The 13257-nt window shown below is 33.8% G+C and carries 8 protein-coding genes; 4 read left to right on the top strand and 4 right to left on the bottom strand.

Annotation, left to right across the window (positions count from 1 at the left end; all coding sequences use genetic code 11):
- Positions 1-422: 422 nt before the first annotated feature.
- Together Q0893_RS12810 and Q0893_RS12805 are read left to right on the top strand one after the other, a co-directional pair.
- Positions 423-4637 carry a LamG-like jellyroll fold domain-containing protein gene (locus tag Q0893_RS12810; RefSeq protein WP_299276198.1) on the top strand — a complete coding sequence of 1405 codons (4215 nt, stop codon included), beginning with the start codon at positions 423-425 and terminating at the stop codon, positions 4635-4637.
- Positions 4638-5139: 502 nt separating this feature from the next.
- Positions 5140-5937: a T9SS type A sorting domain-containing protein gene (locus Q0893_RS12805; RefSeq protein WP_298903313.1), complete on the top strand. Its 798-nt coding sequence runs from the start codon at positions 5140-5142 to the stop codon at positions 5935-5937.
- A gap of 77 nt (positions 5938-6014) precedes the next feature.
- On the opposite strand, the gene Q0893_RS12800 is transcribed toward Q0893_RS12805, so the two are convergent.
- The 3 genes from Q0893_RS12800 to Q0893_RS12790 form a co-directional block, all read right to left on the bottom strand.
- Positions 6015-7382, bottom strand: a complete 1368-nt coding sequence (locus tag Q0893_RS12800) for a M28 family metallopeptidase (RefSeq protein ID WP_299276194.1) — start codon at positions 7380-7382, stop codon at positions 6015-6017.
- Between the two features lie 24 nt (positions 7383-7406).
- Complete coding sequence (locus tag Q0893_RS12795; RefSeq protein WP_298903316.1) at positions 7407-7901, bottom strand: DUF6265 family protein; 495 nt, start codon at positions 7899-7901, stop codon at positions 7407-7409.
- A 90-nt stretch (positions 7902-7991) separates the two neighbouring features.
- Positions 7992-9275 (bottom strand): nuclear transport factor 2 family protein, encoded by a 1284-nt coding sequence (locus Q0893_RS12790; RefSeq protein WP_299276190.1) that lies wholly within the window; start codon positions 9273-9275, stop codon positions 7992-7994.
- A gap of 103 nt (positions 9276-9378) precedes the next feature.
- Here Q0893_RS12790 and Q0893_RS12785 point away from each other — a divergent pair, with 103 nt between their 5' ends.
- Positions 9379-9762 carry a BlaI/MecI/CopY family transcriptional regulator gene (locus tag Q0893_RS12785; RefSeq protein WP_298903318.1) on the top strand — a complete coding sequence of 128 codons (384 nt, stop codon included), beginning with the start codon at positions 9379-9381 and terminating at the stop codon, positions 9760-9762.
- On the top strand, positions 9759-11171 hold the full coding sequence (locus Q0893_RS12780; RefSeq protein ID WP_299276187.1) for a M56/M15 family metallopeptidase: 1413 nt from the start codon (positions 9759-9761) through the stop codon (positions 11169-11171). Before Q0893_RS12785 ends, Q0893_RS12780 begins: the two co-directional genes overlap by 4 nt.
- 274 nt (positions 11172-11445) lie before the next feature.
- Here the strand turns inward: Q0893_RS12780 and Q0893_RS12775 are convergent, their stop codons facing one another.
- Complete coding sequence (locus Q0893_RS12775) at positions 11446-13248, bottom strand: acyl-CoA dehydrogenase family protein (protein WP_299276183.1); 1803 nt, start codon at positions 13246-13248, stop codon at positions 11446-11448.
- Positions 13249-13257: the final 9 nt, after the last annotated feature.

Below are 13257 nucleotides of genomic sequence, written 5' to 3'. Positions count from 1 at the left end.
CACTTAATCGATTTTTTGTTTATGTTTGTATCTTGTAAGTATACATTTACAACGTTATTGAAATTGTAATCATATTGCAACTAAATATTTGGCCCCAAGCCTATGAAACAAAAATACCTATTTACAGCAGTTAATTCTGCAACGTTATGTTCTTTTCTTTCCAAATCTGTTAAACAGATAATTTCAGGATAGTTCAATTCGTAAACGTAATACCTAAATTGGTAATACACTTTCATAATATTTTTTCAATATCAAATTAATCCAAAATACTTTTCATAATAGAAAGTATCCTCCCTCAATGTGTTATTGCTAAACTTTGTTTAGTAGTTAATACGACATATGAACATTTAATTTAATTTACACAAAAGTAAGGGAGATTTTGCTTAACCAAATGATGCGACACATCATTAAAAACTATTATTATGAAAGCTATTAAGAATTTTGGAAGACCTACTATTGCAAAATTATGTATTCTGATTATTGTCTTTTTGTTCAATACTATTGCTGTATTTGGACAAGAAGTAGGACAACAAGTGTATGAGGCTCCAGAAGCATCTACTGTTGTTGCAGCATCTCCGGGAAATGTAAGTACACAATTACAATTATGGATGAAGGCAGATGCCTCAACCAGTACGACAACAAACAATCAACGTGTAGATACTTGGGGTGACAACTCAGGAAACACATTTAGTGTAACCAAAGGTTCTACTTACGGTCCTAGGTATATTACAGATGCTATTAATTTTAATCCTGCACTTAAGTTTACAAGAAGTGGAGGAGAATATATGAAAATTGCCAACGCTTCGGTTTTAGGTTCAGGTTTGGATATTACGCCTTCGCCTGATGCCGGAATTACAAACCCTTCGAGCATGTCAATTTTTGCTGCATTTTTAACAGATCAAAGTGGTGCAGGAACAATTCTATCTAGAGCTACTAGTAGTAGTAGAAGTTATCAACTTTGGTTAGGAGATAGAGATCGTGTAGTACATTATACTTTGGCTAGGACTTCGGGTACTGGGCAAGGTGATCCAAATAGTGGAATTAACTACGGAATTACCCATGCCAGAAACGATCCAAAGATTTCGTCATTAGTTGTTGACATCAATGGAGCTTCGTTAGCAAATGATCCCAATGAAGCAACTGGAAAAATAAAAAGATTTGTAAATGGTTATCAAGATCCATTAACTACTTATACAGATGGAGATGCTGGTTTTGGTACTGGTGAAACGACCAACATGGATGTTCTTATTGGAGCAAGAAGAAATACAAGTAATACTAATGTTGGTAATTTACTACAAGGAAATGTTGCCGAAATTATTGTTTACGATAGGGCATTAACAGCGGCAGAGCGACAAAAAGTTGAAACCTATATGGCTATTAAGTATGGTATTACTTTAGGTTATAATGATGAGTATTACAGATGGGAAAACTCACCTAACCACACGACTACTTTTGGGTATTCTGGAACAAGTAATGATTATGTGCTTTCTAATGGATCGTACGCTTGGACAGGATCTGATAATACAGGATTTGGTTATAATGTTTTCGGTATCGCAAGAGATGATAACTCTGGATTATTACAATTAAAATCTAAAAGTGTTCACGTTGCAGAAATTACTAAGGAAACTTCAGTGTTAACAATGGAAGACGAATCAGGTTCTATTGCTAACGATAGAGATTATTTATTAGTTGGAAATAATGGCGTTGAGGTTAAATTACAATCTTCTGTTGTGCCAGAACGTGTAAGCAGTACAATTGGAAGAACATGGGTTGCAAGAGAAAGTTCTAATGATGTTGGAACTGTAAAATTGGATTTTGATTTAAGTCAGTGGAGTATTTCTGGTAGTTCAGATTTAGAATTAATTATTTCAAAAAGTAGTGATTTAACTAACTATAAAAATATTACAGGGACCTATAACTCTTCAACAAAAACGGTGACGTTTACAGGATTAAATTTAGAGGATGGAGATTATTTTACCTTAGCTAAATTAGTTGAGATGAATGACTCTTACCATTTCAACTTTGATGGATCTTCTAACTATGTTGATTTAGGAGATAATTACGATTTAAATGCTGGAGGCTTTACTGTCTCTGCATGGATTAATAGAACAAGTGGAACCAGCAGATCAATTGTTTCTAAAAGAAATAATAACAACTCTCGCGGATTTGATTTAAGAATTAATGGTAGTAATAGACTGCAATTAACATGGAAAACGGCCGACTACACATCTCAATCTATAACTTCAACGGTAGCAATTCCAACAGGTGAATGGCATCATGTAGCTGTGACTTTCAACGGTTCTAAAGCAACTCTATATTTAGATGGTGTTGCTAATATATCTGCAACAAAAACAGCACCTGGAACATCAACATCACCTTTTTTAATTGGAGCTTCTGGAGATACACCTGGAAGATTTTTTAATGGTGACATTGATGAGGTTAGAATTTGGGATATAGAATTATCGCAAGACCAATTGCGCTATATCATGAATCAAGAGATAGAAGAGACAAGTAATTTGGTAAGTGGTTCATATTTTAAAACGAAAAATATAACACCTACAAAGAACGATATTTCTACATTACCATGGAATAACTTAAAAGGCTATTTTCCGTTTTCGCACTTGAGAGGAAATTGCTTATTTAATAAGTCTAATCAAACTAGTATAAATGGAAGATTGTACAATGTACCTAATAGTTCTATTGATACACAAACGGCACCATTACCTTATAAGTCAACGCAAAATGGAAGTTGGGAGTCAAACTCATCATGGGTTAATGGTTCTGTACAAGCGATACCAGGAGCAAAATCAATTTCTCATGCGTCAATTTCTATAGATTGGAATATTGTAGAGACATCACATAATCTAACTATGAATAATAGTTCTATTACGTCAAAAAACAGATCGTTATTAGGTTTGATTGTTAATTCAAATAAGATTACAGTAGAAGGAAATAATACATCTAAAACGGGATATGGTTTAACCGTAACACACTATTTGAGATTAAATGGTGATATAGATTTAGAAGGAGAATCTCAGTTAATTCAATCAGATGATAGTGATTTAGAAATTTCAAGTTCTGGGTCATTGGAAAAAGATCAACAAGGTACAAGAGATATGTTTACTTATAACTATTGGTCATCACCAGTAGGTGTATCAAGCACATCAGCTAATAATACAAACTATTCATTAAGTAGTGTATTTAGAGATGGAACAAGTTCTTCATCTCCTCAAAATATAAATTTTATTACAAACTCATATGATGGTACTTCTGGTTCGCCAATTGGTATTGCAGATTACTGGGTTTGGAAATTTGCTAATCAGCCAGATGATGATTATTCGGCATGGCAGCATGTAAGAAGCACAGGAACATTAAAAGCTGGAGAAGGCTTTACAATGAAGGGTGTTGCAAATACATCTGGAAATGTATCTCAAGAACAAAACTATGTTGTAAACGGAAAGCCTAATAATGGTGACATTACATTACCTATTACTGCTGGAAATGATTACCTCGTAGGAAACCCATATGCTTCTGCTATAGATTCTCACCAATTTATTCAGGATAATGCGCCTACGATTGAAGGTGCTGGTAATACAACTGGTACCATTTATTACTGGGAACATTGGGGTGGAGGATCTCATGTTCTATCTGAATATCAAGGAGGATATGCAACCTACAATTTGGCCGGAGCTGTTCCAGCTGCAGCCTATGGTGTGGCAGATGAAGATGTAGATCAAAGTGATTTTGTGGGTAACAAACTACCTGGACGATATATTCCGGTTGGTCAAGGATTCTTTGTTATTGGAGAAAATACAGGAACAATTAGATTTAATAATGGTCAAAGAGTATTTATGACCGAAGCTACTAGTGCTTCTACATTTATGCGTAATGCTGGGGCTGCTAATAGTTCCGAAGATGACGACGAAACCGAACTGCCAGAAGTTGAGGCAGATTTAAGAATGAAAATTGGCTTGAAGTTTAATTCGTCAAGCACTTATACGAGAAAAATCTTAGTGACTGCAGATGAAAATGCATCAATGGAATATGACTGGGGGTACGATGCCGAGTTGTATGACAGTCAGGCCGATGATATGTATTGGCTAATTGATGAAGGGAAATATGTAATTCAAGGAATTAATACAATTTCGGTTGAAACAGTACTTCCGCTCGGAATGCATGTTAATGAAACTGGATCTAATGTTATTTCAATTGATAAATTAGAAAATATACCAGATGATATGGATATCTTTTTAAACGATAAAGAACTCGGTATTTATCACAATTTAAAAGAAGGTGAATACAATGTGAGTTTATCTTCGGGTATTCATTTAAGCCGATTTGAAATTGTATTTAGTAATCAAGATTCTCTTGGTGTAGAAAATAGTGATATTGAAGAGTCAATTTTACAAGTCTTATTTGACGGTGAAGCTGAAGCTATTACAATACTAAACCCTAAAAATCTTGCAATTGATAATATAGAAATATTTACTATTCTTGGTCAGTCTGTTTATAATTCAGATGATCTTACAACCGAGAGTGAAATTAAAATAGAAACAAGTACGTTAAGCGCTGGCGCTTATATTGTAAAAGTTGAAACCGAAACAGGAGGGTTCTCAACAAAAATTGTAGTTAATTAGTTAGTTTTTTAATTTTTATGTCAACTTAAAGGCTGCCAAATTTGGTAGCCTTTTTGGTTTGTATTAGTGTTATTCTAAATACAGCAGTAAAATAATAGGTTTTTATGGTTGTTTTCACTGGTAATCAGTGGTTTGTGAAGCTGTTGTAATGAAGTATTTAATCGGTAATTTTTGCAATTTTCATCATTATAACGAGTAAATAATTCATCTAAACGAGAATATAATAACAACTCATTTTGCGCTTTTATATTTGAAGTGTTATTGAAATTGTGTGTATAACATACAATTAAATATTTGGCCCCAAGCCTATGAAATAAAATACCTATTTGACTTTCATAATATTTCTTCAATTACAAATTAATCTAAAATACTTTTCGTAATAGCGAAGTATTCTCCCTCAATGTGCAAATACTAAATGGTATTTAAAGCACAGCATTTAATAAATAAAAAAGAGAATTTAACTAAGCAAATGATGTAAAACATCATTAAAAATTTAACTATTATGAAAACAATTACAAATTTTCAGATTTCAAAAACAGCAAGCGTATCAACTTTACTTTTTTGTATCGCTTTAATGTGTTCAAATTTTGTATTTGCCAATACACCTAATGATCCAGATTTAAGAAAAAAGATTGGATTGAAGTTAAACTCTGCAGGTTCTTATGAAAGAGAGATTTTAGTTGTGGAAGATGAGAATGCTACAGAAGGCTATGACTCAGATTTTGATATGTCAATTGATAATGTACAATCTGATGACATGTATTGGTTAATAGGAAATGGAAAATATATCAATCAAGGAATTGATAGTATTAATGAAGAGACTGTAATGCCTATTGGTATTAACACAAATACGAGTGGAGTTAACATGATTTCCATTCATAAATTAGAAAATATTCCTAACGCTATGAAAATTTTTGTTCATGATGTTGAATTAGGTGTTTTTCATAGTATCAAAGATGGACCATACGAAGTTGAACTTCCAGCTGGTTTATATTTAAATCGTTTCGAAATTGTATTTATGCAACCAGAGACTTTAGGAACGACAGATTTTGAAGCAAATAAAGCATTAGATATATTATTTGACACGAATTCAGATCAAATCAAAATATTAAATAATTCAAATTTAAAAATAGATACTGTTGAAGTATATTCAATTCTAGGTCAGTCTGTACATAGATCAAATGCTTCAAATACTTATAGTGAGTTAAACATTAATACAAATACAATGAGTACAGGTGCTTATGTTGTAATTGTAAAAGCCGAAAACGGTATTAACTCAAAAAAGATTTTAGTTAATTAGTTAGTTTTTTTATTTTATGTCAACAAAAAGACTGTCCAATGGATGGTCTTTTTGCATTATAAAAAACCAATAAGGTATCAGTTTTGTATTCTACCATTTGGAAATACTACGATACTTTCAAAACCATCTTTGCCAACAGCAGATACGCCAAAATAATAATTGTCGATAACAATACCTTTGAGTGTAAATTCGGTAACATTTCCAACATATCTACTGTGATCCCAAGTTGGAGATGTAGTATCTCTCCAATATATTTTATAACCTTTGGCGCCATCAACGGAATTCCATTTTAGTTTTGCAGAAGGCTCTACAATTCCACCTATTTCTACAACTGTTGGTGCCTGGGGAGCCCAAGCCAAGCTGGCCATATTAATAGCATTTACTGCCGTAAGTTTTTTAGCATAACCAAAATTGACATGCTCAAAGGTGTCACCATAAGCAATGCCATTTTCAGTCCGAATATTTTGATGTTGCTGTGTGTAATTTTCGTGAGCCTCCATAATTCTAATTCCAGGAAAACCTAAATCATTAAAAGGTCTATGATGACCACCTCTACCAAACCTATCCAATCGATATACCATTATTGGATTCATTTCTGGCATATAGGTTTTTACACTGTTATGAACATATCTAGCTAATTGACGAGAGGTTCCATCTACTTCACCACCAAAAAAACGACGACCTCTAGCTTGGCGTGCAAGTACTTCGGGATCTTTTTCTGCAGTAGTTATAGGTTCAGAGAAAATTCTGAATGATCTATTATCAATAACACCATCAACACCTTCAATGTTTCCAATCATGTCGTTATTCAAAACTCCTATAATGTCCCAACCTTGTTCTTTAGCATATTTGGCTAGTCCTGCACCACCAAAGAGACCTTGTTCTTCTCCAGATAAGCCAACATAAACAACGCTGCTTTCAAATTTGTATTTAGAGAGTACCCTTGCGGCTTCTATGGCTCCAGCCATGCCAGAAGCGTTATCATTAGCGCCAGGAGCATCTGTAGTGAAATCCATAGTATTACTCGCTCTAGAGTCAATATCACCACTCATAATAATATAACGATTTGGATATTTTGTGCCTTTTTGAACGGCAACTACATTAACTACCCAAGCATCATGGGGAACACGTCGATTACCTTCTTTCGTAACAAAATCCTTTTGATAAAACACATCAAGGCAATTGTTACAATTCTTAGAAATGGTTTCAAATTCCTTTTTAATCCATCTTCTTGCGGCTCCAATACCCCGAGTATTACTAAGCGTATCGCTAAATGTGTTTCTGGTACCAAATTCGGTTAAGGTTTTAACATCTTGTCTTAAGCGATCTTCAGAAACTGCATCTATAATATCGTAAATCTGTTGACTGGTTTGAGCATTGGATAGGCTAACAGTAAATAATAACATTACTGAAAGACATAATTTTAGTGAATACTGTTGTGTCATAGCTATATGTATTGGTAAACTTTATTACTCTTTAGTCGCTTTTTTGTAATTAAATTTCACAATGTCTACTTCGCCCTTTTCATTTTTAATATCAACAAAAACATTCATTTCGTTAGCGCTCACTTTTTCAAAGGACATCCCTTCAAAAATGACTTGGGTTGGGGTAATTTTTATTAGCGGAAAATCAACGGTTTCATTTTTGGTTTCCCAGCCTTTTAGGTCGTTATCAAAATGTTTAAGTTGAAGTACAAGCGAATTTTCAATTTCTCGAATAATTTCAATTTCATAAAAAGACACTCTACCGTCGTTAATAAGTTTGAAGGTGGCCATCATTGAACCACCCGATGGTTCGCTCCAATTTTCTTCGACCTGACCTCCAAAAGCCTCGCCTTTCCAATTCCCCGATATCCATTTGATATTCTCAAGTTTAGGAGCTAAGGAATCTTTTGTTTCTGTGGTTGCAGTCTGAGCTGTAACGCAGAAACTCATGCCAAAAAGAAGTATAAATAAGTATTTCATTATTGTATTTTTATAGGGTTGTTTATGATGATAACGTTTGTAACCTACAACCCATGGACATTTTTTTTGTTAATCTACTTAAAATTAGATCTATTGTATGAATGTTACCTTAGTTATCTTTCCATTTTCAACTTCATAAATAGCTACAGCATTAAAAATTTGACCATTTGCTGTAACCTGCTCTTCATCTATAACTTTATTCCCAATAACAATACGTTTCTTTATAAATGCTCTCAAATCTTTAACACGATCAAACCAGTCTTTATAACTTTTACGCATAGCATCTTTCCCTTCAGTTTGAAGCGTATTAGGGTAAGCGTATAATTTTACATCGTCTGCGTAATCTTTCATAAAGGCGTCAATATCACGTGCATTGTATGCCTCCAGGTTTCTTTGTACAATAGCCTCTACTTTAGATGGCTCTGTTGTGCTTTCAGAGTTAGATTCTTCAGATTCGCTTGTTTCAGTTTTTGTATCGTCTGTTGTAGTTTCAGTACTACCAGATGTTGCGTTAATATCTCCTGCAATTAACAGCTTTGTCCCTTCTGGATTGGTTGCCAACCGCGTTATTTTCGAAATACTGTTAGCTTCTAAATTAGCCACTTTCTTCCAGTTATTATCTTTTCGTAAGGTGAGTTTGTATAATACATTGTCTTTTCCAGAGAGTATTGTTTTGTCGTCTAACCAGCAAATATCTTCTACGCCTTCCATAGTGTTAGCGATGACCTTAGTCGCTCCAGTTTTTGGATTCAGAGATTTTATTTGCCACTGATTTTCATTTTCTTTGGAAATAAAACTTACCAAATTTGAATTAGGAATTTTATGAAATGAGCGTCCAACCTTGCTTTGATACTTTCTACTTGTGCCTTCTTCCAGATTGGTTACAAACAAATTTAGATTGTCACCTTCAATAACGGCAGCCACAGTTGTGTTTTCGTCATACCAAGTATAATAAGCCACAACCAGATCTTGTATAAGCTCATTAGATTCTCCATTGCTCATATTATAGGCATAAAGACGTTGTTTGCCATCTTTGTCTAAACGAACAGCAGACACTTCATTTCTATTAGGGATTTTTAGTGGTGTATATTCGCCACCATCACTAAAATTTAACCACGATTTTGAATCGTAACGCATGTCGTATTTCGAAATATCTGTTTGACCATTTCTGGTAGAAGCAAACAAAATATAGCGATCGTTTAAAAATGAAGGTTGATTATCGTAACCTTCATTATTAGAAATATTTATACCATTTTTTACTTGTATTTGCGAACCGTTAGCTTCCAAATCGAAGAGAAAAACCTCGGTATTGGATTGAGAATTACCAACATAAATTGTTGCGAATACTGCGAGTAGTGTAAACTTCAATTTCATAAGAGATGATTTATGATAAAGATATAAAAGTTTTAATACGCATTTTGTAAAAATTTGCTCAATTAAAATTTATTACTACATTTGTAGTATTAAAACTATAATTGTGGATATAAAACAGCTAAATAAATCTGAATTGCAAATCATGAAATATTTATGGATTCTAAAAAAAGGGTTTATGAAAGATATTGTTGAACAGTTTCCAGAGCCAAGACCTGCTTACACTACAATTTCAACACTTTTGAAACGAATGTGTGATAAAGACTATATAAGTTTTGAACGACTAGGAAGAGATAAACAGTACTATCCTATTTTAAAAAAGAACGACTATTTTTCTAAGCAAGTTAACGGGATGATTAGACATTTTTTTAATGACTCTAAGTCGCAATTTGCGTCGTTTTTTACTAAAAATGCAGATTTGTCGGTAGAAGAATTAGAAGAACTTCAAGAATTGCTTCGACATAAAATTAACCAAAAAAACAGTAAATGATTAATTACATGTTTTATACCTTGGTAAGTTTGGGATGTTCGTTTTTGGTATATTCCTGCTTTCTGAAACGTCAAAAGACATTTCAGTTTAATCGAGTATTTCTTTTAGCAACATTAGTACTTTGTATGGCGTCGCCGCTTATGAAAGTTGAGTTATTTGATGCCGTACCTAGTATCACACAAATATCATTACACACAGACCAAGACATCCCAGTTGTTCATGAAAACTTGGAAGGTGTTACGGTTTTAGAAGTTGAAAAACCCAGTTATTCAATGACTACAGCAGTTTGGTATGCCTACATTTTAATATCCTTATGTTTTTCTTTCAGGTTTGTTAAGAATTTAATTGACATTCTTAAACGTTCTAAACGCCATTATGATAGTTTTGGTCCTTTTAAATTGATTGAGACCGACACAAAAAATGCTTCGAGCTTTTTTAACTATCTATTTGTCAATTCTGAAAGTTTAAATGATGAGCACTATGTAAGATCAATGATACAACATGAGCTTGTGCATTATAAACAGGGGCATACTATTGATGTTTTGCTCATGGAAGCCTTGCTATGCCTATTTTGGTTTAATCCTTTAATCTGGTTATACAGAAGGGCAGTGGTACAAAATCATGAATTTATTGCAGATAATTACACCATAAAATCAGGAATAGACCTTGAAGATTATGCTCATCTCATTATTAATTCGGGTCGCATGGAACACCGCGTTCCATTAACTAGCGGATTCAATTTCATTCAAATCAAAAACAGAATTATTATGTTACATCAATCAAAATCATCAATTTTAAAACGAACATTAACTACCACAACAGCTTTACTTTTATTTTCAGGAATATTTATGCTGAGCTCTTTCAAAGATTCAAAAAAACCACTAGTTGTTATTGTAGATGCCGCCCACGGAGGAGTAGATTCGGGGCATTTAAATGAAAAAGACATTGTATTGAAAATATCAAATGAATTAATGAAATTTAGTGACAACACCGTTAAACTAATTACGCTAAGGTCTGAAGACAAGTTTTTCTCTTTAAATGAAAGAGTGAAATTCATTAATGCTCAAAATCCAGATCTTATGATTAGCTTACATTGTAATTCGGCACCAGATGCTGCCGCAAAGGGATTAGAAGTGTTTTATTATGATAATGAAAAGACCAATAAGGAATCCTTAAAATATGGAATGTCGTTAATTAATCAGCAACTTCCTAAGAATTTTGATAATGCAAAAATGAAAACTGCAGGTTTCAAAATATTAAAGGATATTAAATGTCCAGGAGTTTTACTAGAATTGGGGTTTTTATCTAATCCTGAAGATAAAGCCAAATTGAATAACCATCAATTTCAGCAAGAGATAGCCAAAGCATTATATGAAGGTTTGGCTAAAGCGAGTAAGATAAAATTATGATTTTCCTTATCATATGTTAGTTAAAAAAGCCAATTCAATTTGAATTGGCTTTTTTTTAGAGAAATCACTGTAGTTGGAAGGACTTGAGCTTTAAAAGAATGTTTTTCAGGTCATAATTAGGACAAAGATATTTTATAATACAGTAGAACATGTTACAAATAAAAAAGCCAATCCCACTAGTGGATTGACTTTCCATGTTTAGAAAATTTGAATTAGTCTAAATCTTAAAAACAAACTTTGCCTCATTGAGGCAACTCAACTAAATAAAAAATCTTTAAAAGCAGTACTTGTTTTCTGCTTTAACTTTTTCAGCAATTTCATTGCGAAGATCTACTATATCTGGATAGTTTTGGTACTTCGTAAAACGTTTAAGTCCCATTAACATCATGCGCTGTTCATCACCTTCAGCAAAAGAAATAATACTTTCTTTTCCTTTTCCTTCAACAATACTTACAGCATTGTATAAATATAATTTTGACATGGCGATTTGAACCTTTTGGGCTTCTTCTCCAAAGCGTTTTGCATTTTTCTCAGTTCTTAAAACTGTAGATTCTGCCATGTAAATTTCAATTAAGATGTCGGCAGCTGCAATAAGCAATTGTTGATGCTCTTCTAGGTCTGGTCCAAATTTTTGAACAGCTGCACCAGCTACCATTAAAAAGACTTTCTTAAGTTTCGCAATCATGGCTTTCTCCTCAGAAAATAATTCAGAATAATCAGGTGTGTCGAAAGACGGAATACCCATAAGTTCTTCTTGTACTTTCATTGCAGGACCTAATAAATCAACATGACCACGCATCGCTTTTTTAACTAACATTCCAACCGACAGCATACGGTTAATTTCGTTAGTACCTTCATAAATACGAGCAATACGAGCATCTCTCCAAGCTGCTTCCATAGGTGTTTCTTCAGAGAACCCCATTCCGCCAAAAATTTGAATACCTTCATCTGCACAATTCTGTACGTCTTCTGAAACAGCCACCTTTAAGATAGAACATTCAATAGCATATTCTTCAACACCTTTAAGTTCTGCTTCTTGGTGCGTGTTTCCAGAGGCTTCACGAATAGCGATACGATCTTCTATGTTTTTTGCTGCTCTGTATGTTGCAGATTCTCCAGCATAAGCACTAGTTGCCATTTGAGCTAGTTTTGTTTTGATAGCTCCAAAATCTGAAATAGGTGTTTTAAACTGTTTACGCTCATTAGCGTATTGAACGCCTAAAGACATGATACGTCTTTGTGAATCTAAACACGCAGCAGCAAGTTTAATTCGACCTACATTTAAAGCATTCATTGCAATTTTAAAGCCGTTACCTCTTTCAGATAACATGTTTTCTACAGGAACAACGGTATCGTTAAAGAATACTTGACGTGTAGAACTCGCACGAATACCTAATTTATGCTCTTCTTCACCAAGCGTAATACCATTTGAGGGATCATTTTCAACAATAAATCCAGTAATATTTTTGTCATTTTCAATACGAGCAAAAACGATAAATATTTTGCAGAAGCCTGCATTAGATATCCACATTTTTTGCCCATTAATTTTATAGGTTTTGCCATCGGCAGAAAGCTCCGCTGTAGTTTTACCAGAATTGGCATCAGATCCTGCACCAGGCTCTGTTAAACAGTAAGCGCCAAACCATTCGCCAGTAGCTAATTTTGGTACATATTTTTGTTTTTGCTCTTCGGTTCCGTATAGTGTAATTGGCATTGTTCCAATTCCAGTATGAGCACCAAATGCTGTACTAAAAGAACCTGTACCACTTGATATATAATCACAGGTTAAACATGTAGATACAAAACCCATTCCTAATCCGCCATAGGCTTCAGGAACTGCTACACCCAAGAAACCAAGCTCTCCGGCTTTACGCATACATTCTTCGGTAAGCGCATAATCTTTAGCTTCGAAGCGCGCTTTATGAGGAATGATCTCACGGTCGTTAAATTCCATAACCGCTTCCTTCATCATTTTTTGTTCTTCTGAAAAATCTTCAGGAGTAAATACGTCTTCGCATTTCGTTTCTTTTACTAAGAATTGCCCACCTCTTAAGATATCTTTTTCTGTTGTTTCCATTGCTATATT

The organism is uncultured Psychroserpens sp. (assembly GCF_947494225.1).
Classification (GTDB): domain Bacteria; phylum Bacteroidota; class Bacteroidia; order Flavobacteriales; family Flavobacteriaceae; genus Psychroserpens.
This window is presented reverse-complemented; position numbering and strand designations above follow the sequence as displayed.

Coding starts and splice junctions, on each gene's coding strand:
- Q0893_RS12805 (WP_298903313.1), top strand. CDS start 5,140: ATGAAAACAATTACAAATTTTCAGATTTCAAAAACAGCAAGCGTATCA.
- Q0893_RS12775 (WP_299276183.1), bottom strand. CDS start 13,248: ATGGAAACAACAGAAAAAGATATCTTAAGAGGTGGGCAATTCTTAGTA.
- Q0893_RS12795 (WP_298903316.1), bottom strand. CDS start 7,901: ATGAAATACTTATTTATACTTCTTTTTGGCATGAGTTTCTGCGTTACA.
- Q0893_RS12780 (WP_299276187.1), top strand. CDS start 9,759: ATGATTAATTACATGTTTTATACCTTGGTAAGTTTGGGATGTTCGTTT.
- Q0893_RS12810 (WP_299276198.1), top strand. CDS start 423: ATGAAAGCTATTAAGAATTTTGGAAGACCTACTATTGCAAAATTATGT.
- Q0893_RS12790 (WP_299276190.1), bottom strand. CDS start 9,275: ATGAAATTGAAGTTTACACTACTCGCAGTATTCGCAACAATTTATGTT.
- Q0893_RS12800 (WP_299276194.1), bottom strand. CDS start 7,382: ATGACACAACAGTATTCACTAAAATTATGTCTTTCAGTAATGTTATTA.